The organism is Paracoccus tibetensis, assembly GCF_900102505.1.
In the GTDB taxonomy this organism is placed as follows: Bacteria; Pseudomonadota; Alphaproteobacteria; order Rhodobacterales; family Rhodobacteraceae; genus Paracoccus; species Paracoccus tibetensis.
On the sequence record NZ_FMVT01000011.1, the window covers coordinates 1 to 21945 of the forward strand.

22 protein-coding genes, 2 tRNA genes, 1 pseudogene and 1 riboswitch are annotated in these 21945 nt (G+C 67.6%); of the genes and pseudogenes, 13 read left to right on the plus strand and 12 right to left on the minus strand.

The window, feature by feature from the left end; translation table 11 throughout:
- A pseudogene (locus BLP73_RS14635) lies at positions 1-453 on the plus strand (polysaccharide biosynthesis/export family protein); the annotation flags it as partial.
- Between the two features lie 790 nt (positions 454-1243).
- Here BLP73_RS14635 and BLP73_RS14640 read toward each other — a convergent pair.
- From BLP73_RS14640 to BLP73_RS14650, 3 genes are read right to left on the minus strand one after another with little or no spacing between them, the layout of a single operon-like run.
- A complete protein-coding gene (locus BLP73_RS14640) occupies positions 1244-2665 on the minus strand; it encodes a DUF5681 domain-containing protein (RefSeq protein WP_139165981.1) in 1422 nt (473 codons plus the stop codon).
- Positions 2662-3987, minus strand: coding sequence for a site-specific DNA-methyltransferase (locus BLP73_RS14645; protein ID WP_090746254.1), 1326 nt, complete (start codon positions 3985-3987; stop codon positions 2662-2664). Before BLP73_RS14645 ends, BLP73_RS14640 begins: the two co-directional genes overlap by 4 nt.
- The gene (locus BLP73_RS14650; RefSeq protein ID WP_139165982.1) at positions 3962-4444 is read right to left on the minus strand and encodes a hypothetical protein; all 483 of its coding nucleotides are present in this window, start codon (positions 4442-4444) and stop codon (positions 3962-3964) included. The genes BLP73_RS14645 and BLP73_RS14650 overlap by 26 nt, the downstream gene beginning before the upstream one ends.
- A 408-nt stretch (positions 4445-4852) precedes the next feature.
- Here BLP73_RS14650 and BLP73_RS14655 point away from each other — a divergent pair, with 408 nt between their 5' ends.
- Positions 4853-5395: a DUF2924 domain-containing protein gene (locus BLP73_RS14655; RefSeq protein WP_090746260.1), complete on the plus strand. Its 543-nt coding sequence runs from the start codon at positions 4853-4855 to the stop codon at positions 5393-5395.
- Positions 5392-7065, plus strand: a complete 1674-nt coding sequence (locus tag BLP73_RS14660) for a recombinase family protein (RefSeq protein ID WP_090746263.1) — start codon at positions 5392-5394, stop codon at positions 7063-7065. The genes BLP73_RS14655 and BLP73_RS14660 overlap by 4 nt, the downstream gene beginning before the upstream one ends.
- Before the next feature lie 375 nt (positions 7066-7440).
- Here BLP73_RS14660 and BLP73_RS14665 read toward each other — a convergent pair.
- Positions 7441-7515, minus strand: a tRNA-Gln gene (locus tag BLP73_RS14665).
- Positions 7516-7610: 95 nt separating this feature from the next.
- Here BLP73_RS14665 and BLP73_RS14670 point away from each other — a divergent pair.
- Positions 7611-8783: a BaiN/RdsA family NAD(P)/FAD-dependent oxidoreductase gene (locus BLP73_RS14670; protein ID WP_090746266.1), complete on the plus strand. Its 1173-nt coding sequence runs from the start codon at positions 7611-7613 to the stop codon at positions 8781-8783.
- A gap of 31 nt (positions 8784-8814) precedes the next feature.
- On the opposite strand, the gene fba is transcribed toward BLP73_RS14670, so the two are convergent.
- The 5 genes from fba to tgt form a co-directional block, all read right to left on the minus strand.
- Positions 8815-9849 (minus strand): class II fructose-bisphosphate aldolase, encoded by a 1035-nt coding sequence (gene fba, locus BLP73_RS14675; protein ID WP_090746270.1) that lies wholly within the window; start codon positions 9847-9849, stop codon positions 8815-8817.
- 6 nt (positions 9850-9855) lie between these two features.
- A complete protein-coding gene (locus tag BLP73_RS14680) occupies positions 9856-10827 on the minus strand; it encodes a class 1 fructose-bisphosphatase (protein WP_090746273.1) in 972 nt (323 codons plus the stop codon).
- Positions 10827-11627, minus strand: a complete 801-nt coding sequence (locus BLP73_RS14685) for a DeoR/GlpR family DNA-binding transcription regulator (protein WP_090746276.1) — start codon at positions 11625-11627, stop codon at positions 10827-10829. The genes BLP73_RS14680 and BLP73_RS14685 overlap by 1 nt, the downstream gene beginning before the upstream one ends.
- Before the next feature lie 235 nt (positions 11628-11862).
- Positions 11863-12333, minus strand: a complete 471-nt coding sequence (locus BLP73_RS14690; RefSeq protein WP_090746279.1) for a 6,7-dimethyl-8-ribityllumazine synthase — start codon at positions 12331-12333, stop codon at positions 11863-11865.
- 73 nt (positions 12334-12406) lie between these two features.
- Positions 12407-12536, minus strand: a riboswitch (FMN riboswitch).
- 65 nt (positions 12537-12601) lie between these two features.
- Positions 12602-13732, minus strand: coding sequence for a tRNA guanosine(34) transglycosylase Tgt (gene tgt / locus BLP73_RS14695; protein WP_090746282.1), 1131 nt, complete (start codon positions 13730-13732; stop codon positions 12602-12604).
- A 123-nt stretch (positions 13733-13855) separates the two neighbouring features.
- On the opposite strand from tgt, the gene BLP73_RS14700 reads away from it, so the two are divergent.
- From BLP73_RS14700 to BLP73_RS14720, 5 genes are all read left to right on the plus strand, one after another.
- Entirely contained in the window at positions 13856-14212 is a 357-nt protein-coding gene (locus BLP73_RS14700) for an SUF system Fe-S cluster assembly protein (protein ID WP_090746286.1), read from the plus strand.
- Positions 14213-14285: 73 nt separating this feature from the next.
- Positions 14286-14660, plus strand: a complete 375-nt coding sequence (locus BLP73_RS14705) for a HesB/IscA family protein (RefSeq protein WP_090746289.1) — start codon at positions 14286-14288, stop codon at positions 14658-14660.
- 92 nt (positions 14661-14752) lie between these two features.
- Positions 14753-15496 carry a triose-phosphate isomerase gene (gene tpiA / locus BLP73_RS14710; protein WP_090746628.1) on the plus strand — a complete coding sequence of 248 codons (744 nt, stop codon included), beginning with the start codon at positions 14753-14755 and terminating at the stop codon, positions 15494-15496.
- 105 nt (positions 15497-15601) lie between these two features.
- Positions 15602-15889 (plus strand): hypothetical protein, encoded by a 288-nt coding sequence (locus tag BLP73_RS14715; protein ID WP_090746292.1) that lies wholly within the window; start codon positions 15602-15604, stop codon positions 15887-15889.
- A gap of 59 nt (positions 15890-15948) precedes the next feature.
- Positions 15949-16025, plus strand: a tRNA-Arg gene (locus BLP73_RS14720).
- 33 nt (positions 16026-16058) lie between these two features.
- Here BLP73_RS14720 and BLP73_RS14725 read toward each other — a convergent pair.
- Positions 16059-17150, minus strand: coding sequence for a helix-turn-helix transcriptional regulator (locus tag BLP73_RS14725; protein WP_090746295.1), 1092 nt, complete (start codon positions 17148-17150; stop codon positions 16059-16061).
- A 165-nt stretch (positions 17151-17315) separates the two neighbouring features.
- Between BLP73_RS14725 and BLP73_RS14730 the strand changes: the two genes are divergently transcribed.
- Positions 17316-17540, plus strand: a complete 225-nt coding sequence (locus tag BLP73_RS14730) for a hypothetical protein (RefSeq protein WP_090746298.1) — start codon at positions 17316-17318, stop codon at positions 17538-17540.
- Positions 17541-17561: 21 nt separating this feature from the next.
- On the opposite strand, the gene BLP73_RS14735 is transcribed toward BLP73_RS14730, so the two are convergent.
- On the minus strand, positions 17562-17876 hold the full coding sequence (locus tag BLP73_RS14735; protein ID WP_090746300.1) for an ArsR/SmtB family transcription factor: 315 nt from the start codon (positions 17874-17876) through the stop codon (positions 17562-17564).
- An 87-nt stretch (positions 17877-17963) separates the two neighbouring features.
- Between BLP73_RS14735 and BLP73_RS14740 the strand changes: the two genes are divergently transcribed.
- Genes BLP73_RS14740 through BLP73_RS14750 form a run of 3 tightly spaced genes read left to right on the plus strand, consistent with a single transcriptional unit; the run spans position 17964 to position 19776 of the window.
- Positions 17964-18419, plus strand: coding sequence for a YeeE/YedE family protein (locus BLP73_RS14740; protein ID WP_090746303.1), 456 nt, complete (start codon positions 17964-17966; stop codon positions 18417-18419).
- A gap of 2 nt (positions 18420-18421) precedes the next feature.
- Positions 18422-18862 (plus strand): DUF6691 family protein, encoded by a 441-nt coding sequence (locus tag BLP73_RS14745; RefSeq protein ID WP_090746306.1) that lies wholly within the window; start codon positions 18422-18424, stop codon positions 18860-18862.
- A complete protein-coding gene (locus tag BLP73_RS14750; protein ID WP_090746309.1) occupies positions 18859-19776 on the plus strand; it encodes an MBL fold metallo-hydrolase in 918 nt (305 codons plus the stop codon). The genes BLP73_RS14745 and BLP73_RS14750 overlap by 4 nt, the downstream gene beginning before the upstream one ends.
- A gap of 39 nt (positions 19777-19815) precedes the next feature.
- Here the strand turns inward: BLP73_RS14750 and BLP73_RS14755 are convergent, their stop codons facing one another.
- On the minus strand, positions 19816-21831 hold the full coding sequence (locus BLP73_RS14755; protein WP_090746311.1) for a PAS domain S-box protein: 2016 nt from the start codon (positions 21829-21831) through the stop codon (positions 19816-19818).
- Between the last annotated feature and the right edge of the window lie 114 nt (positions 21832-21945).

The following is a 21945-nucleotide window of genomic DNA, read 5'->3' on the forward strand; positions in this document are numbered from 1 at the left end:
CTCTATTCCAGCCCCAACAACGACATCGCCCTCCGTCCCGGCGACCTGATCGTGGTCGAGGAAGACCAGCGCAACTTCACCGCGCTTGGCGCTCTCGGCGGGCAGACCCGCGTGCCGCTCGGCAACGAGATGATCAACGCAGTCGAGGCGATCGCGATGGTCGGCGGCCTCAGCTCGACCCTGGCCGACCCGACCGGCGTCTTCATCCTGCGCGACGAGCCGCCTTCGGTCGCCAGCCGCGTGCTGGGCAAGCCCGTCGCCACGACGCAGCGCTTCGCCTATGTGCTGGACCTGACGCGGCCGAACGGGCTGTTCCTGGCGCGTGACTTCATCATCCGCGACGGCGACACGGTCTATGTCACCGAAGCGCCCTACGTGCAGTGGCAGAAGGTGCTCTCGGCCATCACGGGCAGCGCGAGGACTACAAGTGAGCTCTCAAGTATAGGTGGATGAGCAAGCTGATGTTTCGCGGGCGTGCTTGACGCCGCCTCCGGGACGAGACGCAATCCTATCACGGCGCCGGCGCGGGTTGCAGATTGTTCCGCGTCGGCAGGGGGCCAGAGAAGGTCTACCTGAGGTTGACAATAAGATGGGCCAATATCCTACGGCAAGACATGGCAGCGCCTCGCGTAAAGCGGGATGCTTTGGCTCATGCTTGCGCCTCGCACGCGTGAGCCGGCGCCAAGCGTGTCAGGCACTGGCGGTAGATTTACTGCGGGTCGGGCTCTCCCAAGGTTTCGAAGGAAGCTTTCGGCTGATCTGCGGCACGCAACGAAGGGCGCGCCATCATCCAAGCCGAGCATGACAGGCACAAGGTGCCAGTTGGTCCACGACTTGTCGAAACCGGACGGTCTCGAGGAGGGCAAGGAGGCGCTGCGGGCACTGATAGAAGATTTGGCCGGTGCTGATCGCGGGTGAGCGTGGCGCCACGATCCTAGTGATCGACTTAAAGCGCGCTCTGGCAGGCCTTATGCGCTGGGTGACGGGGCAGCCTTTGAACTCGGAGCCGTGGCAAGCGTTTGAGAACCCCGCCGAGGCGGGTTCTTAGACGATTTTTTGTGTCGGGAATAGTGCTGGCTGGGAGGTATGATGTGAACCTGCGACCACCATGCTACAAGTCCGTCAATTGCAGCTGCTCAACTCACTTTGCTGAAATCGGCACCATCGCTAGCCCTAACCCAATTGCGTTGTTTCCTGGACGCTAGACCGGTTTGAAGCTGGCGTTTCCGTGACCTTCCCCTGCCTACCGCTCGCACACGAACATGCGGAACAAGGGAGAGCTGTCGAACATGTCGATGAAGGTCTCGATGGGGATGGCGACGGCAGTGACTACCGATCCTGCGATCCCGTCGGCATTGTATTCTTCCAGCTTCATTGTGCTGCATAAGATGAGGACGCTGAGTGCTCCTGGTCCGAGGTGGAAGGCAGGTATTGATCGACCTTCCTCTGGCGGACGTTGAACCCGGACGTGGCCGGACAAGATAACGAGGATCCGATGGCACGCATCACCAGGCACAAAGACCCGATCCCCGGTCTGGACGATGACGATTTTGCCCGCGGCTTCGAGACCGGCACGGAGGTCCGGCGACAGCCCTCGCAGCAGGGAGAACTGGTCGATCCAGAACGGCACGACCGGCTCGCCATTCCCGGGATCTGCCGGAGCGGGAGCGTCCTTCGCCACCGCCACCGGCACCCGCTCGCCGTTCCGCAATTCCTGCTCCCGCTCGAAGGCCTCCTGGGCGGCGGGCTTGCTCCGGATCCTGAAGCGGTCCATTTTGGATCTGCGCCAGCGTTCCCGTCGGGTGATGATGTCGCGGTAGATCTCTCCGCGGCGCAGCGCTTCCAGTTCCTTCCTAGTCAGATTCTGCCTGACCTCTGCCGGAGGTTCCGGCCATCGACCCTCGTTGAGGCGCTGCTCCAGTTCCCGTTGCTCGAAGCTGTCTTCTGTCACCTGCCACGCCGCGAGGGAGAAGACGGTCATCAGCCTCATGGAAAAGAATAGCGCGAAGTATTCATGAACATCGATCGTCTCGCGCAGCGATTTCTCCTCCTCTGCGTGCTGCGGACGAAGCCGGGAGAGCTTCTCTTTGGCGCGTTCGATTTCCCACCTGAACGACCACAAGGATCCCCACATCCGATCCCACTCGACTTTCTGCTGCAGGTCGGCAGGCCCCCGGATGATCATGTGGCCGGTGGTACGGTCCATGACGATGTGATCCGGATCTGGCACGAGGTCCTCCTCGATGCCGCGCTCCCTGTTCAGGCGCCGGCGCTGCAGCTGGCTGGCGCGCAGAGCGAGGAGTCCCCGGTCGTGCGCCTCGAGGTCTGCCGCCGCCTGGGCGTCGAGTTCGCCTTGGAGAGCGATGACGTGCTGCTGGGCCTGGACATTGCCCTTCATCGCCTGAACACCCAGAGACCGGGTCGTCGCCTCGACGACCGACAGCATCTCGGGTCCATCGGCCCCGCGGATCTCGACGGTGCGGCCGAGCTCCCGTCGCAGGACATCGTTGATCGCCCTGCCTACGAGCTTCGGCTTGTTCTTCGCCCCCCTTGGACGCCCGGCCGGGTTTCCCGATTTCCCCTTGCGGAACTGTGTATTCTTGGGGGGTCGGCCATAACCGACCTCGTAGCCTTTTCCGGCCGGAGGCGCGGGCTGTTCTGTCATCCAAGCATCCTCCGGATCTCGGCATCTGAGGGCGCCACGACCGGGCTCTCCGCCGGAGCGCTGACTTCTTCCCGCCGCTCGACCAAGACCGCCTCGTCCTTTGCCCAGGCTTCATAGCGGGCCAGAATGATGTCACAGTACTGCGGGTCGATCTCGCAGAGCCGGGCCCGACGGCCGGTCTTCTCGGCGGCAATCAGCGTCGAACCGGACCCTCCGAACAGATCTAGGACGATCTCGCTGCGCGCGGAGACATCGCGGATGGCATCCGCAATCATCTGCACCGGCTTCACCGTCGGGTGCAGCTTCAGCTCCTCGAGATTGGCGCCCCGGTACTCCCAGGCATTGGTGCGGTATCGCCCGTGCTGCCCGAGCTCGAAGCTATTGGTGTGCACCGCGGTCCCCAACTTGTAAGCGAAGATCAGCTCGTGCCGGGACCGATAGAAGGTGCCCATGCCCCCACTGTCCTTGACCCAGACGATCAGGTTCTTCAGTTCGCTGTAGACGCCTTCCGCCGCGGCCAAGACCTCGGCGATGTGACGCCAGTCCATGCAGATGAAGTGGATGGACCCATCGAGCGCATGGGCGGCAAGGTTCTCGAAGACCTTGCGGAGAAACTCGGTGAACTCACCGGCAGACATCTCGCCGGAGGCCATGGCGAATTCCCGGTGCTTCAGCTTGCCCGATCCGCCGACGTGGCCATCGATCGGAACGTTGTAAGGGGGGTCGGTGAAGACCATGCGGGCTGTCTCGCCCGCCATGAGGCGGTCGACGGTTGGGCGTTCGAGACTGTCGCCGCAGATCAGCAGGTGGCGCCCCATCTGCCAAATATCCCCGGGCTGCACCCGGGCCGGCGCATTGGCGGGGATGGCATCATCGCGCGGATCCAGGTCCTCCTCCGGCTTGTCGATGGAGAGAAGGCTGTCGACCTCCGCGATGTCGAAGCCGGTGATGCTCAGATCGAAGCCGGCGTCGATGCTGGCCAGCGCTTCCAGTTCCTCGGCCAGCAGCTCCTCGTCCCAGGTGGCGTTGAGGGCCAGCTTGTTGTCCGCAAGGGTATAGGCTCGCTTCTGCGTCGCTGTCATGTGCTCGATCCGGACGCAGGGGACAGTCGCCATGCCGATCAGCTTCGCCGCCTCGACCCGGCCATGACCGGCGAGGATGGTGCCAGTCTCGTCGATCAACACCGGGCTGGTGAAGCCGAACTCCCGCATGCTGTCGGAAATCTGCCGCAACTGCTTGCGCGAATGCTTGCGAGCGTTCCGGGCCCAAGGCTTAAGATCGCTTGGCGCGAGATGCTCAATCCGCAGTCCTGTCGTGGTCATCAACCAGCCCTCCTTCCCGGTCCCAGGCCTCAAGCGCCTTCTGGTCGAGGAGCCGCGCGCACAGGAAGAGCAGGTCCCCCGTCGATTTTTGGCCGTCAGGATCTCCGCTCTCCCGCCGCGGGTCCCCGGCTGCATCGACCACTGCGTCGGGCAAAGATGCCATGTGCTCGAAGGCCCGGCCTTGGGTCAGGAGCACCAGCGTATCCGCTAGGCGGGCGGTCGTGCCTGCTCGCAGATCGGCCCGCACCTCCTTCAGAAAGGCGTGGTAGGAATGCCAAGCTTCCGCCTTCTCCGCAATCGCCTCGACGTCGGTGAGCACCAGCTCCAGGGAGGTCCGGACCCGAGCAGTCGCCGAGGACGCTGCCTCGGCGAGCAGGGCGTCACCAATATCGCGCCAGCGTGCCCGGAGGCGCGCAAGGTCCTTTTCCTGATTCACGTCGTGGTCGCGCAGGAACACTGTAAGGTTAGAGACGTCCTGCCGGACCAGAGCGCCGGCCGCGTCCCGAAGCAAGGCCTCGTCTGCCGCGCGGAACGGTGCAGAGCCCAGCGGACGCCCGGGGCGCCGCGTCGAGAACTCGTCAGAAGGTGTCGGTGCATCCATACATGTTGTCTAGCCCAAGGACGCGGCTAGAACTACTAATTAATCTTCGCGGGCAGAAAAAAAAGTCTTCCTACGGCCCTGACACCGGTCGCGTCCTTAAAGTGCAGGTCCGCCGGGGCAGCGAAATTCCGGCGCTTCCGACTGGACTTTGTCGGCCGACAGAGCGTGATTGTCTGCGATCCCGAATCGCACCTCGGGGTTTTTCGGGTAGCAGGCGGCGCACGCGGCCGTCCCCAATCCGAGGTGACCATGCCAAGAGTTTCCATGACCCTGTCGACGGCTGATGCGCTTCCCGTCGCCGAGATCCTGAGTCTCGACCGCCAGGGCCTCGTCGCCGCCTGGACTGCGCTGCACGGTGCCGCGCCGCCCCGGTCGATCAGCCAGCCGTTGCTGCGCCGGATCCTGGCGCTCGACCTGCAACTGCGCGCGGCAGGCGGTTGGCCCCACGGGCTCGAGGCGCGTCTCGCCAAAGCCGCCGCGCAGGGCGTGCCCGCCAGGACGCCGGAGCCGGTTGCCGGCGGGAGGCTACTGCGCGAGTGGAACGGGATCACCCATGTCGTTGAGATCTCCCCCGACGGCTATCGCTGGAACGGGCAGCACTGGCGGTCACTGTCAGTGATCGCCCGCGAGATCACCGGAGCGCACTGGTCCGGCCCCCGGTTCTTCGGCCTGACGGTCGAAAAGAAGGCCCGGGAGAAACGGACCAGAGAGATACTCGTGCGAGGAGGCAGCGGGACCGGAGCTTCGGCCCGTTCGAGGTCTGCAGCCTCGGCCACCGCCACGTCGCGCGACCAGGTCTCGCCATGAGCAAGGTCGTCCGCTGCGCGATCTACACGCGAAAGTCGACCGAGGAGGGGCTGGAGCAGGGGTTCAACACCCTTGATGCCCAGTACGAGGCCTGTGCCGCCTATGTCGCCAGCCAGAAGCACGAGGGCTGGAAGCTGACGAAGGACCGCTACGACGATGGCGGGTTCTCCGGCGGCAATACTATCAGGCCAGCGCTGCAGTGCCTGCTGGCCGAGGTCGATGCAGGGCGCATCTCGATGATAGTGGTCTACAAGATCGACCGGCTGACCCGCTCGCTCGCCGACTTCGCCCGGCTGGTCGAGCGACTGGAGGCGAAGGGATGCTCCTTCGTCTCGGTCACCCAGGCCTTCAACACCTCGACCTCGATGGGCCGGCTGACGCTGAACGTGCTGCTGTCATTTGCGCAGTTCGAGCGGGAGGTGGCGGGCGAGCGCATCCGCGACAAGATCGCGGCTTCCAAGAAGCGCGGTCTGTGGATGGGCGGCACCTTGCCGCTCGGCTATGACCGGCACCCGGATCCGCGTGAACAGGTGCTGGTCGTCAACGAGGCCGAGGCGGCCGCGGTGCAACAGATCTTCGATCTTTACGAACAGACGGGCTGCCTGCGGCGCCTGACCGAGGAAGTCGCGCGCCGCGATCTGCGCTCGAAGCCCCGAACGGCACGCGACGGGCGCGAGATCGGCAATCGGTCGTTCGGGCGCGGACAGTTGCACTACCTGCTGACCAACCCGGTCTACCGCGGTCGCACCCGGCATGGCAGGACCGATCACAACGGCCGACACCCGGCCATCATCGGGGAAGACCAGTGGCAGCGGGTGCAGCAGATGCTGCAGCAGAAGGCAGGCAGGGGACGGGGCGATCAGGGTCTACATGCCGGCGCCGCCCCACTCACAGGCAAGCTGGTCGACGAGATGGGAGACCGCCTGACCCCGACCCACACGGCGAAGGGCTCACGGCTCTACCGGTACTACGTCTCCAACCGCATGATCTCCGCACCACCGGACCCGGCCGGCTGGCGACTGCCGGCGGCGACGCTGGAGGCGCAGATCGCGGGCGCCGTGCGCGGGCATCTGGCGCGCGCCATAGACGGGCATCAGCTGCTGGCGAGGCCGGACTTGTCCCGGCATGACCCGCTGGCGGAGAAGCTTGACGCCTTGGTGGCACCCGATGCCACGACTGATGTCGTGCGACGGCGCAGGTTGCTGATCCTGGTCGAAAGCGGCACCCTCGATCGCGAGATGACCACGCTGCAGCTTTCGCGACCACGCCTCGCTGCTCTTCTCGGCGTCGAGCTCACCGAGATCGCCGACGCCATTCTGTCAATCACTGCGCCAACCCGCATCCGGCGGCGCGGCGTTGAGGCCAGGTTGGTCATCGGCGAGCGCCCACGCCAGCCTGATCCGAAGCTGGTGGCGGCCTTGGTCCGAGCCCATCGCTGGCTCGACGCCATCCGGGCCGGGCGCGACATTGCCAGCCTCGCCAAGGCCGACGGTGTTTCCGAAGGCTGCCTGCGCGTGCATCTGCAGCTCGCTCTGCTGGCACCCACTATCCAGGCCGCGATCCTCGATGGCACTCAGCCCGAAGGCCTTACCCTGCATCGGCTGACCCGACCCGAGATGCCGTCCGACTGGCACGCGCAGTACCGGCGGACCGGGATCGGACCGGCCTGACCGACACCGCCGGCGTCCCCTGTTCGTCGCTGAACCTTCCGTGTTCCGCCCGGGTTCAATCCCTGATCCGCAAGAGCGAATTCGCTGTTCCTGCGCGCAGGGAATTCTCCCCAACGCTCATTGAAAAGACTGTCTGAAACGGTTCACTCAGTGTCCTCAAGCCACGTCTGGCTAGCGAATTCCCTGTAAATTCCCTGTAAACCGCGCAAAGCGCCTGAAACCGCACGACGGAAAACGCCCGCTGAGACGCGGGCGCGGAATGGGGAGAAAGGCAGGGAAAAACCCCGTCTCGAATATAAAATGCACGCCGTAACAGACCGTAAATGCGGGATTAGCCGCGATCGGTCAGTAGGAGACGAATGTCGAAAAGATGACTGGCTGGGGCGGTAGGATTCGAACCTACGGTACACGGTACCAAAAACCGATGCCTTACCACTTGGCCACGCCCCAACTGTGGGAGGGTGGATACTCAAAGCCGCGAGGGGCTGCAAGACGAAAATGCGGAAAACTTGCCGGCGGCGCGGCTGCGCGGTAGAGGCCGCGGCATGGAAAGTTTCGACCTGACAATCTTGGGCGCGGGGGCCGCCGGCCTCTTTTGCGCGGGCTCTGCCTTGGCGCAGGGGCGGCGCGTGCTGGTGCTGGATCATGCGGCCAAGCCGGCCGAGAAGATCCGCATCTCGGGCGGGGGGCGGTGCAACTTCACCAACATGGCGACGGCGCCGGACCGGTTCCTGTCGGGCAACCCGCGGTTCGCCGCCAGCGCGCTGGCGCGCTACAAGCCGGGCGAGTTCGTGCGGCTGGTCGATGCGGCCGGGATCGCCTGGCACGAGAAGACGCAGGGGCAGCTGTTCTGCGACGGAAAGGCGACGCAGGTCACCGACATGCTGCTGCGCCGGATGACGGGGGCGGAGCTGCGGCTGGAGACGCAGATCACCGGCCTGACGCGGGACACGGATGGGTTCCGGCTGGAGACGGGGACGGGCGTCATTAAGACGCGGCGCGTGGTGGTGGCGACCGGGGGCAAGTCCATTCCGAAGATCGGCGCGACGGGGCTGGCCTATGACATCGCGCGGCAGTTCGGGCTGCGGCTGGTCGAGACGCGGCCGGCCCTGGTGCCCCTGACCTTCGCCGAGCAGGACCTGGCGCTCTGCCGGCCGCTCTCGGGTGTCGCGGTCGAGGCGCGGATCAGCCATGGCGGCGGGACGTTCCGGGATGCGCTGCTCTTCACGCATCGGGGGCTGTCGGGGCCGGCGATCCTGCAGATCTCCAGCTACTGGCGGCCGGGCGAGAGGCTGAGCATCGACCTCTGCCCCGCGCAGGACGTGGCCGAGGCGCTCAAGGCCGCGCGGCAGGTGAATGGGCGGCAACAGGTGGCGACCGCGCTGGCCTCGATGCTGCCCGAGCGGCTGGCCCAGGCCATCGCCGCCGAGGCGGGTCTGGCGCAGGCGCGGCTGGCCGATCAGAACAACGCGCGGCTGGCTGCGGTGGGGAACCGGGTGAACCGCTGGCAGGTCACGCCCGTCGGGACCGAAGGCTACCGGACGGCCGAGGTGACGCTCGGCGGGGTGGACACGCGCGATCTGGATGCGAAGACGATGGAGGCGCGGGGCGTGCCGGGGCTGCATTTCATCGGCGAATGCGTGGACGTGACCGGCTGGCTGGGAGGCTACAACTTCCAGTGGGCCTGGGCCTCGGCGGATGCGGCCGGGCGCGCCTGAACGCGCCCGGCCACAGATCATCGGACGAGGATCAGTAGCGCGCGGCCATCGCCGACAGCGGCAGCGGCTTGATCTTGTCGGCGTTGCCGGCGGTGCCGAAAGCCTCGAAGCGGGCCTCGCAGATCTTCTGCATCGCGGCCATTGCGGGCTTGAGATAGGCGCGCGGGTCGAACTCGGACGGCTTTTCGGCGAAGACGGTGCGGATCGCGGCGGTCATCGCCAGGCGGTTGTCCGTGTCGATGTTCACCTTGCGCACGCCATGGCGAATGCCGCGCTGGATCTCCTCGACCGGCACGCCCCAGGTCGGGCGGATGTCGCCGCCATGGGCGTTGATGATCTGCTGCAGCTCCTCGGGCACCGAGGAGGAGCCGTGCATCACCAGATGCGTGTTCGGCAGGCGGCGGTGGATTTCCTCGATGACATGCATCGCCAGGATCTCGCCGTCGGGCTTGCGGGTGAACTTGTAGGCGCCGTGGCTGGTGCCCATCGCGATGGCGAGGGCGTCGACGCCGGTCTCCTCGACGAAGCGCACGGCTTCGTCCGGGTCGGTCAGCAGCTGGTCTTCGGACAGCTTGCCCTCGGCGCCGTGGCCGTCCTCCTTGTCGCCCATGCCGGTTTCCAGGCTGCCCAGGACGCCTAGCTCGCCCTCGACCGAGACGCCGCAGGCATGGGCCATCTCGGTCACGCGGCGGGTGATGTCGGCGTTGTACGCATAGTCGGCGGGCGTCTTGCCGTCGGCCTTCAGCGAGCCGTCCATCATCACGCTGGTGAAGCTGTTCTGGATCGCGGTCGCGCAGGTCTCCAGCCCGTTGCCGTGGTCCAGATGCATGCAGAGCGGGATCTCGGGGAAGGCCTTCGACAGGCCCATGATCAGGCCGGCCAGCACGGCGTCGTTGGCATAGGCCCGCGCGCCGCGGCTGGCCTGCAGGATCACCGGGCTGTTCGTCGCCTCGGCGGCCTTCATCACCGACAGGCCCTGCTCCATGTTGTTGATGTTGAAGGCCGGCACGCCGTAGCCGTTCTCGGCCGCGTGGTCCAGAAGCTGACGCAGGGTGATCATGGGCATGTGGCGTTATCCTTTGCTGCCAAGATAGGAATGGAGGACGGCGACCTCGTCCGAGGCGCCGAAGATCAGGGGGGTCATCTGGTGCAGGCCCTCCGGCACCAGATCGAGAATGGGCCGGCGCCCGTCCGTCGCCTGCCCGCCCGCCTGCTCGATCAGGAAGGCGATGGGCACGGCCTCGTAGGTCAGGCGCAGGCGGCCGTTGGCATAGCCGGGGCGCGCGTCGTCGGGGTAGAGGAACAGCCCGCCCTTCAAGAGGATGCGGTGCAGCTCGCCCACGGCGGCGGCCAGCCAGCGCATGTTGAAGTCGCGGCCGCGCGGCCCATCGGCGCCAAGGCGCAGGTCGCGCGCCCATTCCTGCAGGCCCGGCGCCCAGTGCCGCTCGTTCGAGGCGTTGTAGGCGATGGTCGAGGCTGTCGGCTTCAGCCGCACCCCCTCGCGCGCGATGCGGAAGCCCGCGCCCGCGTCATGGGTGGCGACATGCACCCCCTGCCCCATCGAGAAGCCGAAATCGACCGAATGCCCGAACGAGCCGTAGCCCGCCGCCACCGCCGTCCGGCCGGGCCGGAGGAAGCTGCCCTCGTCCGCCGGCAGCACGCTGAAGAGAAGGCCCAAGGGGGCGCCGATTCCGATGCTGCCCGAGCCGTCGATGGGGTCGATGGCGACGTCGAAATCGCCGCACTCGTTCAGGGCGATGACCGCCTCGGCCTCCTCGGACAGCACGCGGCGCACGCCGGCGGCGCGCAGGGCGGCCAGCATGTGGTGATGCGCGGCAAGGTCCAGCGCCTTCTGCTTGTCGCCGCTGTCATTGGTGCCGACGATGGCCTCGGGATCGCCGTGCAGCCGCCCCGCCGCCAGCCGCGCCGCCAGGGGCGGGATGGCATCGGCGATGGCGGAGAGGATGTGGCCTGCCGGCGCGCCGTCGAGCGCCTCGGCCAGCAGGGGGCCGGTGGCGGCCCCGTCGGTCGGAAGTCGCAGCATCACGTCTTGTCGCCCTCGCGGTCAGCGCGCGGGCCTGTCTCGCCCGCGATCGTCAGGGTCAAGCCCGCCCGGTCCAGCGCCGCATGGTGATCCGCCGCAGGCGCCGCATCGGTCAGGATGGCGTCGAACTCGGACAGGTCGGCGAGCGCGTGCAGGGCGGTCCGGCCGAAGCGGGCATGGTTGACCATCAGCACCTTCCGCTCGGCCGCCCGCATCATCGCCCGCTTGGCCCGGACCGCATCGTCATCCATGTGATAGGCGCGCAGCCCGGCCACAGCGGGGGTCGAGATGAAGGCCAGGTCGGCATGCAGCCGTGCCAGCGTCTCTTCCGTCACCCGGCCGAAGAAGCCGTTGAACTTCGCGCTGAAGGTGCCGCCGAGCGAGATGAGCGTGACGCGCGACGCCTCGCGCAGCCGGTCCAGCACGGCGGCGTTGTTGGTGATCACCGTCAGGGGCGCGCGCTCGGCCAGCCGCCCGCCCAGAAGCGCCGCCATCGAGCCGTCATTGACCATCACGGTCATGCCGGGCTCGACCATCTGCAGCGCCGCCGCCGCCAGCCGTGCCTTGGACTCGGCGTCCTGAAGCTCGCGGATGCGAAAGTCGCTCTCCAGCTGGGTACCCGCGTCGATGGTGGCGCGGCCGCGGACCTTCCTCAGAAGGCCCGACTGCTCGAGATCGTCGAGGTCGCGGTGGATCGTCATGCGCGAGACCGCGAAGCGCCGCGCCAGATCGTCCAGTTCGATATCGCGCGTCTCGACCAGAAGATCGACGATGGCCTGTCTGCGATCCTCGCGTTTCACGCCCGGCTCCTTCCGCTTCGGTCGCGGATCTATCACGGCAGCCGGTCAACGTAACAGCAGAATTGTGACATTGGGACGAAGTTTGCGATAACAACCGCTCCCGAGCGCGCGCGCCAGCGCGCCACGGCCAAGCGGCAGCGTCCGGGCCAAGGCTTGCCTTGGCCCGTCCTTCGCCTGATGCCTGCCGGAGAAGCAAGCGGGTGCAGGAGACAGTCTTGCCGGCGCGGACCTGCGATCAGGCGGCCTGAGCCTCGTCCAGCGCGGCGACCTGCGCCTCGGCCGCCAGAATCGCCTTGACGGCATGGGCCGCCTCGGCGCCCTTCTTCACGAAATGCTCGCGGAAGAAGGCGGTCAGCAGCTCGGTTTCCTGGTAGTTGTGCGGCGTCAGCGAGACCGAGAAGACCGGGACGCCGGTCTCCATCCCCGCCTGCATCAGGCCGCTCACGACGGCCTGCGCGACGAAGTCGTGGCGGTAGATGCCGCCGTCCACGACCAGCGCGGCAGCGACGACGGCGTCATACTTGCCGGTCTCGGCCAGCTTCTTGGCCAGAAGCGGCATCTCGAAGGCGCCGGGCACGTCGAAAGCGTCCGTGCGCGCGCCGGGCAGGATGCGGGCAGCCTCGGCCATGAAACCGTCATGGGCACGGTCCACGATGTCGGAATGCCAGCGGGCCTTGATGAAGGCGATATGAAGGGTCTTGGTCATCGGTCAGGAACCTTACGTTTGAGTGCGTCAGGCCCCCAAGGCACACCACGGCCGGCGCATGGGGTGCGCCCGTCGCGGTTCTCTTCCATCCGGACTATACCGTCGGCCCCGGAATTCCACCGGATCTGCTGACCCCCTCCGAAGAGGGGCGCTCGCGGGCTGTCACCGCCGGTGGGGAATTGCGCCCCGCCCTGAGAACAGCGTCAGGATATGTCTTCTGCAGGGCCGCGCAAAGGCCGATGCGGCAGGACGCAGACAAAAAGCGACATCAGATCGGTTTGATGTCGCCTTCCGCCCGCGCCGCATGGAAATCGGCCACGAAGGCGTCCAGCCGCCCTGCCGCGATGGCGTCGCGCATCCCCTGCATCAGCTCCTGGTAATAGTGCAGGTTGTGCCAGGTCAGCAGCATGCCGCTGATCATCTCGCCGGCGCGGAAGACGTGGTGCAGATAGGCGCGGGAATAGCCGGTGCAGGCCGGGCAGGTGCAATGCTCGTCCAGGGGGCGCGGGTCGTCCTGGTGGCGGGCGTTCTTGATGTTGACCTGCCCCCGCCGCGTCCAGGCCTGCCCCGTCCGCCCCGAGCGGGATGGCAGCACGCAGTCCATCATGTCGATCCCGCGCTGCACCGCGCCCACGATGTCGTCGGGCTTGCCAACCCCCATCAGGTAGCGCGGCTTGTCCTGCGGCAGGAACCCCGTCGCGTAGTCCAGAACGCCGAACATCGCCTCCTGCCCCTCGCCCACGGCGAGGCCGCCGACCGCGTAGCCGTCGAAGCCGATCTGCTGCAATGCCGCTGCGCTCTCCTCGCGCAACTCGCGCGTGACGCCGCCCTGCATGATCCCGAAGAGGGCGTGCCCCGGCCGGTCCCCGAAGGCGTCGCGCGAGCGCTGCGCCCATCGCATCGACAGGCGCATCGAGGCCGCGACTTCGCCTTCCGTCGCCGGCAGCGCCGGGCATTCGTCGAAGCACATCACGATGTCGCTGCCCAGAAGGCGCTGGATCTCCATGCTGCGCTCAGGCGTCAGCTGGTGCTTGGAGCCGTCGATATGGCTGGAGAAGGTCACCCCCTCCTCGGACAGCTTCCGCAGGCCGGCGAGGCTCATGACCTGGAACCCGCCCGAGTCGGTCAGGATCGGCCGGTCCCAGTTCATGAAGCGATGCAGCCCGCCCATCCGGTCCACCCGCTCGGCCCCCGGCCGCAGCATCAGGTGATAGGTGTTGCCCAGCAGGATGTCGGCCCCCGTCGCGCGCACGCTCTCGGGCAGCATCGCCTTCACCGTCGCCGCCGTGCCGACCGGCATGAAGGCCGGAGTGCGGATCTCGCCGCGGGGCGTCGAGATGGTGCCGGTGCGGGCGCGGCCGTCGGTCGCCGCCAGGGTGAAGGAGAAGCGCGTCGTCATGGAAGGGCCTGCCGCTGGAACCCGGCGGGTCTAGCGCAAGCCCCCTGCCGGCGCAATGCGCGCGGCACTGGACCGCGGGCCTCGGGCAACCTATATAATTGCTCGGAATTGAAGGATGACGCGATGACCGAACCCCTGATGGAAGGCGCCCCGCTGATCGCGCCCTCGTCCACCGACAACCCGCTCTACGAGCCGATCGTCGAGGCCTGCAAGACGGTCTATGACCCCGAGATCCCGGTCAACATCTACGATCTGGGCCTGATCTACACGATCGACATCAACGACGCCTCTGAGGTGCGCGTGGTGATGACGCTGACCGCCCCCGGCTGCCCCGTCGCCGGCGAGATGCCGGGCTGGGTCGCGGACGCGGTCGAGGCCGTGCCCGGCGTCAAGCAGGTCGATGTCGAGATGACCTTCCAGCCGCAATGGGGCATGGACATGATGTCCGACGAGGCCCGGCTGGAGCTGGGCTTCATGTAACTCCTCCGCGCGGCGCGGCCTTGAGCGGTGCCGCCTGCGACCCTATCTTCTGGGGACAGCTGAAGGATTTCCCATGTTCGCCCTGCCCGGCACCAAGCCCGTCACCATCACCCCCGCCGCCGAAGCCCAGATCGCCCGGCTTATGGAGGGCAAGGGCGCCTACGCCCTGCGGATCGGCCTGAAGAAGGGCGGCTGCGCGGGCATGGAATACACGATGGACCTGACCGAGGCCGCCGCCCCGAACGAGGAGATCGTCGAGCAGGGCGCCGCCCGCGTCGTGATCGCCCCGATGGCGCAGATGTTCCTCTTCGGGACCGAGATCGACTTCGAGTCCGGGCTTCTCGACAGCGGCTTCCGCTTCCGCAACCCGAACGTGACCGACAGCTGCGGCTGCGGCGAATCCGTGCGCTTCGAGCCGCTGGAAGGCAGCCGCGCCGCCGGTGCCTGACACGCCGCGCGCCGGGTCCTGTTGGCGCTACCTCGGTTGCGCCCGCGCCCCATGGCCCGTAAGCCCCTGATGAACATGAACGGGGGATGAGCATGGCACCGCGCAAACTGGCCGCTGGCAACTGGAAGATGAACGGGACTCTGGCAAGCCTCGCCGAGATCGACGCCCTGCTCGCGGACCAGCCCGCGCCCGGCTGCGAGGTCCTGATCTGCCCCCCCGCCCTTCTGATCCATCCCCTCGCGCAGCGCGCCGAGGGCCGCATCCTCGTGGGCGGACAGGATTGCCATCCCGCCGCCTCTGGCGCTCATACCGGGGATCTCGCCGCCGAGCAGCTGCGTGACGCGGGCGCCAGCCACGTCATCCTCGGCCATTCCGAGCGCCGCGCCGATCACGGCGAGACCAGCCCGCAGGTCGCCGCCAAGGCCGAGGCCGCCCACCGCGCCCGCCTTGTCGCCGTCATCTGCCTCGGCGAGACCGAGGCGCAGCGTGACGCGGGCGAGACGCTGGAGATCATCGCCGCGCAACTGCGCGACTCGCTGCCCCAAGGCGCCACCGCCGCCAACACCGTCATCGCCTATGAGCCGGTCTGGGCCATCGGGACCGGCCGCACCCCGACCAACGACCAGATCGCCGAGGTCCATGCCCTTTTGCGCGAGAAGCTGGTCGCGGCCCTCGCGGACGGGGCCGAAATGCGCCTTCTCTACGGCGGCAGCGTCAAGCCCGCCAACGCCGCCGAGATCTTCGCGATCGCCGATGTCGACGGCGCGCTCGTCGGCGGCGCCAGCCTGAAGGCGGCGGATTTCGGTCCCATCGTCGCGGCGCTTTCGGCCGCCTGAGCGGCGTCGGCAGGTTTGCTCCACTGCCGCGGCAGGCGCTTTACCCTGCCGCGGCGGCCTCATAGGCTCGCGATCACGCGGCAAGGCGCAGATCGAGGAGACGCCATGAAATATTTTGCAATCGGACTTCTGGCCCTTGCCGGTTGCGCCGCCCCGAAGTTCGACAACCTGGGCGGCGCCGACACCCATCGCTACGGTGGCAAGACCTGGAGCATCCTCGACCAGCAGGACCGGATCGCCATCGTGGCCGTCACGGGCGGGCCCATGGACGCCGAGCGCGAGCATCGCGCGGCGGCGCTCGACTACCTTCTGCGCAGCCAGCGCGGCTGCTCGCTCGGCAATGGCGGCCCGGTGGGGGATGGGCGCTACGTTTTCGACTACGCCTGCCGCTGAGGCCGCCCGACAGATTGCCATTGCACCTTGCGCGCCGGACGGCTATCCAGCGCGCATCGGCACCCGTAGCTCAGCTGGATAGAGCGCTGCCCTCCGAAGGCAGAGGTCAGAGGTTCGAATCCTCTCGGGTGCGCCATCTCCCCACGATCATCCGCCACGTCGCCACGCGTCACGAAGCCGTGGACAGGACCGCCACGTGGCGCAGGATGTCGCCCTGGCTGCTGCAGCCCGACTTGCGGAAGATGCTCTTCAACTGCGTCCTGACCGTGTCCGGCGAGGTCCGGCGCTCTGCCGCGATCTGTTCGAGCCGCGCCCCCTCGGCCAGCCGGCGGACGATCAGCGCCTCGGCCCCGGACAGGCGGTGGATCGCGCCGAACCTGCGGGCGCCTGCGCGCAGACTGGGCATCGGGCATTCCAGCCGCAGGAAGCAGTCCTGCGCGCCCACATGCGCGGCGGCGGTCGGTCCCGGCCGGTAGATGCAGACGCGCAGGGGCAGCGCGCCGTCGCGCCGGCGCAGGTGGCCGTGCCAGATCGCGGGCCGGGCGCCCGCCTCGTCGTCCGGCGCCAGCATCAGCCGGATGATCCGCAACACTTCGGCATCCGTGCAGGACAGCCGGCCGAGCGGCCCGACGGCAAGATCCTCGGTCTGGGCCAGAAGCTCCAGCGCCAGGCTGTCGGCGGCAAGGACCCGCAGCCTGCCGTCGATCCGTAGCGTGCCCGCCGACGACCGCGCCTCGGTCAGCGCCCGGAAGCTGCCGAAGGCGCGCATCAGATGCGGCATGACCCGGCCCATGGCCCACTTCGCCCCCGCGATCCGATCCGGCGGCGCATCCGCGCAGACGATGCTGAAGAGGAAATGGCGATCCTCGTCGCGGCTGAGGGTGACGCCCAGCCCGGTGACCACGTCCTGCGGGCGAAGATACTCGGCATAGAAGTCGGTCCGCAGAAGATCGGCGCGCGGCAGCATCTCGTCGGCCTGCATGACCACGCCGAGCGGGCGCCGCGTCGCGTGGTCCATCCACGGATTGATCGCGTGGTAGCGGCGGTTGTACCGCTCGACCGCTGACGGATCGAGGCCGCCCGCCAGCGTGAAGGCGCCGCAGCAGGACTTGCGGTCGTGGTGGAAGAGCACCGTCTGCCCGTTGGGAAGCAACTCGCGGCTGCGGTCCATGAAGACCTGCCACGGCGCCTCGCCGTACGCGGCCGCATAGAGATGGTCGATCAGGTCGCTCGCGAGATGGGCGTTCCTTTCAGCCTCCATCGCCTCTCCTCCCCTGCCGAAGGCGGCCGTCGATACCCCGGCCAGGGTATTCGGCCAAGGCGCAGCCTAGCATAGATTCGGATCAGGCAGACAGGGTGAGAGCCACCAGGCAGCGTCTGCGGGATGTCGCAAGTCCGTTGTAACCAGTGACAGAGGAGCCTTCTCGTGATCGAGCTTCTGATCAGCGCCTGCGCGCTTGCCGCGCAGATGTCGCAGCCGTCCGGCCAGTGCCGCGACTTCAGCCTTCTTTACGATCCGCGCGAAGTCAGCGTCATGACCTGCATGATGCACGGGCAGGCCCAGGTCGCCCGCTGGCAGGACAGCCACCCCCGTTGGCAGGTCGAGCGCTGGCAGTGCCGCAGCCGCGACATGCGCGAATCGCGCGCCTGACAAGCCCGCGGTGAGGCCCGGCTACAGGTCCTTGCAGAAGGCCTCGTAGAGCGCGGCCATCAGGATCTCGAGATCGGGATCGTCGATGCGGTAGTGGATCGTCTGGCTCTCGCGCCGCGTCGCCACCATCCCGGCCTCGCGCAGCTTCGCCAGATGCTGGCTGAGCGCGGATTGGCCGAGGCCGACCGCCTGCTGAAGCGCCCCGACCGAGCGCTCGCCCTTGGCCAGCTCGCACAGGATCAGCAGCCGGTTGGCGTTCGCAAGCAGCGCCAGCCGGCTCGCGACATGATCGGCCCGCTCTTGCAGGGCGCTGGCGGTCGTGGTGTCGGTCGTCATATTAGTTCTTGCTTATTTAGGTACTCCTCATGTATACCTCGCACCGTCGCGCGGGGCAAGTCGCCCGCGCCGCGCTGGAGGTGTCGGATGGAAATGCAGATCGAAACGGCATTCACGCTTTGGGCATCGCTTGCCGGCGGGGTGCTGATCGGGCTGAGCGCGGTCATGGTCATGGCGCTTTTCGGGCGGATCGCCGGGATCGCCGGGATCACCCAAGGCGCGCTCGGCGGGGTCATCCCCATGTCCGGAGCCGCCAGGGACCGCGACTGGAGGTGGACGTTCCTGCTGGGTCTGCTTGCGGCGCCGGTGCTCGTCCTGATGGCGGGCAGCCAAGTGGCGCAGAGCGTGCCGACGAACCTGCCGGCGATGGTCCTTGCCGGGCTGCTGGTCGGCATCGGCACCGCGCTCGGCTCGGGCTGCACCTCGGGCCACGGGGTCTGCGGGCTGGCGCGGCTGTCGCGCCGCTCGCTGGCGGCGACCCTGACCTTCATGGCGGCGGGCTTCCTGACCGTCTTCCTTCTGCGCCACGTTGTCGGAGGCTGAACATGCGCATGATGTGGGGCTTTCTCAGCGGTCTGGTCTTCGGCCTCGGGCTGATCCTGTCGGGCATGGCTGACCCTGCGAAGGTGCTGAATTTCCTCGACCTGGCGGGCAGCTGGGACCCGAGCCTCGCCTTCGTCATGGGCGGGGCGAGCGTCACCGCCTTCATCGGCTACCGGCTGGCGTGGCGCCGGGGCGCGCCGGTCCTCGGCGGCGAGTTCGACATCCCGCAGAGCCGCCGCATCGACCGCCCGCTGCTGACGGGCGCGGCCCTCTTCGGGATCGGGTGGGGCATCGGCGGCTTCTGCCCCGGCCCGGCCCTCACCGCGCTGCCGCTGCTCGCGCCCGGCACGCTGGTCTTCGTTCCGGCCATGCTGGCGGGTCTCTGGCTGGGCGCGCAGCTGAAACGCGCACCCATCTTCGCCGCCCGCGGGGCCGCGACATGAGCGGCACGCAGCTCGAGACGCCCGTGGTCCGGCACTCGCCGTCGCGCGGGCCGGGCAGTCCCGATGTCTGGGGCATCTACGAGCCGGACACGGGCTCGATCCAGTATGTCTGCGCGAATCCGGCGACGAGGAAGGCGGCGCTGATCGACGTGGTCTGGAACCTCGACGTGCAGCACTACCGCTTCTCGACCCAGAGCATGGACCAGGTGCTGGACCTCGTGCGCGAGAACGGGTTGAGGGTGCAGTGGGTGCTGGACACGCATCCCCATGCCGATCACGTCATGGCCTCGGCGCTTCTGCGCGCGCGCATCGGCGCGCCGAATGGCATCGGCGAGAGGGTCCGCGACATCGCCGGCATCTGGGCGAAGCTCTACAACCTGCCCGGCACGTTCGATCCGGCGCGCGACTTCGACCGGCTCTTCGTCGAGGGCGAGACCTTCCGCATCGGCGATCTTCCGGTGCGGGTGATGCTGTCGCCGGGCCACACGCTCGGGTCGGTCACCTATGTCTGCGGCGACGCGGCCTTCACCCACGACACGCTGATGCAGCCCGATGCCGGCACCTCGCGCGCCGATTTCCCGGGCGGCACCACCGAGGAGTTGTGGGACTCGATCCAGGCAATCCTTGCGTTGCCAAAGGAGACGCGCCTGTTCGTCGGCCACGACTACGGCACGGACAGCCGGGACGAGCCGGAATGGGAGGCGACAGTCGGCGAGCACCGCGCTACGAACCGCCACGTCAGGGACGGCACGGTGCGCGAGGACTGGATCAGCCTGCGCAACGCGCGCGACGCCACCCTGCCCCTGCCCGACCGCATCCTTGCGGCGATGCAGATCAACCTGCGCGGGGGCCGCCTGCCTGAACCCGAGGCGGACGGCCACAGCTACCTGAAGATCCCCGTCGACAGGTTCTAGCCGTCCCGGCGCGGCGTGCCGCCTGCCGCGCGGCCAGGCCTAGCTGACGAGCATCTTGATGCTCTCGGCGAGGCGGGTGACACGGTCGCGGGTCTCGGTGAGCTTGGCGTTGATCTGGTCCGCCGCCTCGCGCGACTTCTCGGCCAGCATGCGGATCTCGGCCGCGACCACGGTGAAGCCCTTGCCCGCCTCGCCCGCGCGGGCCGCCTCGATCGAGGCGTTCAGCGACAGGAGCGAGGTCTGGCGGGCGATCGTGTCGATCGTCTCGACCACGAGCGCGGTCTGCTCGCTGGACTGGGTCACGTCGCGGACCGCCTCGTCCGTATCCGAGATGGCGCGCGCCCGCATCGTGACGTCGGGCCCGTACATCAGGAACTTCTGCACCTTGCCCGCCAAGTCGGTCATCACCGAGAAGTAGCCGTCCAGCACGGGCACGGTCCCCTCCACCGGCGGCAGCTCCACATGGTGGCGGCACTCGCCCTGCTGCACCAGCTGCTCGAGCTTCTCGGCGGTGAGGCAGGCCGAGAGAACCGGCAGCCTGCCGCCCGCCAGCGTGTTGGCGAGGTAGGTGTTCATCTTCAGCGGCTGGCCCAGATGATCCCATTCCGCGATGGCCGCGGACTTGGAGATGGCGTCGAACTGCCGCGTGTATTCCAGCGAGGACAGCTTGACCGTGTCGATATTGGCCTGGATCGAGATGTATTTCTCGATCTTGCCGCCCTCGCCGAAGATCGGGTTGATCGTCAGCGAGATCCAGTAGGGGCGGCCGTGGCGGTCGTAGTTCAGGATCTCCTCGTAGACCGGGGCGCCGGAGTCGAGCGATTCGCGGATGCGCTTGGCGGTGGCGCGGTCGGTGCCCGGCCCCTGCAGCAGCTCGCCCGGCTTGCGGCCGATCGCCTCCTTGGCCGTGTAGCCGGTCAGCCGCGTGAAGCCCGAGTTGACGTAGACCAGCCGCCGGTTCGCGTCCGTGATCAGGACCGAGTTGTCGGTCTCGTCGGCGACCAGCGACAGCAGGCGGATGCGTTCGCGCCGGTCGACCTCGGCGGTAACGTCGCGCAGGAAGGCCGTGTAGGTGATCGAGCCGTCCGCGCGCGGAACCTTGGACAGCGACAGGCTGACCCACCGGCGGGTGCCGTCCTTGCGGATCAGCTCGACCTCGCGCGAGGTGCCGACGATCTTGTTGACGCCCGTCCTGCGGTTGCGGTTCACCAGCTCGTCATGGTTGCGCGCGTGCTGGGGCGGGACCAGCATGTCGACGTTGCGGCCCAGAACCTCGTCGGCGGTGTAGCCCCAGAGACGCTCGGCCGCGGGGTTGTAGAAGATCACGCAGTTGTTCGCGTCGATCTCGACCACCGCATCCAGCGCCTGCTCGAGCGTCTGGCGCAGGCGCGTCTCGGCCGCCTTCACGGCCGAGATGTCCTTGAGGAAGGCGGTGTAGCAGATGCCGGTGGCGGTCGCGATCTTCGAGAGGGTCAGGCCGACCTTCACGGTGCTGCCGTCGCGCCGCTCGATGTCGACCTCGCGCATGGTGCCGACGATGCGGTTCTGGCCCGTGGTCCGGTTGCGGTTCACCATCGCGTCGTGATCGCCGCGCATAAAGGCCGGCACCAGCTTCGAGACGTTGCGCCCCAAGACCTCATCGCGCGGATAGCCCCACAGGGCCTCGGCCGCGGCGTTGAAGAAAGTCACGTTGTTCTGCGGGTCGATGGACACGACCGCGTCGATCGCCTGCTCCAGCGTCGCCTCGAGATGATCGCTCTTCTCGGCGGGAAAGCAGACAAGCCGCAGCCGCGAGGCAGGGCTGAACGGCCTCAGCACCTCGGCCCCGCTGCCCTCGAGCGCCGGCAGACCCGCCTGCGCCAGGGCCTCGGCCAGCCGGCGTCCGCGCAGTTGGCCGTCCTCGGCCCGCAGATGCTGCGCGAAGGCCGAGTTGTGATGAACGATCGCGCCCGCCTCGTCGATGACGACGGCAGGCTGCGGAAAATGCGCGATGAACCGGAAGTCGGGAAGCGCTTCCGGCTTCGCCCCGATCTGACCGAACCTGAAGTGCCGCATGCCGAAAACCCTCCGACTCTGAATGGCGATTCTTCTCACATGGCCGGATTAAGATTCGGTTGATGCGGCATCAAAAGTTAGCCGAAAGAGCCGCGCGGGTAGTCGACAAAAAGA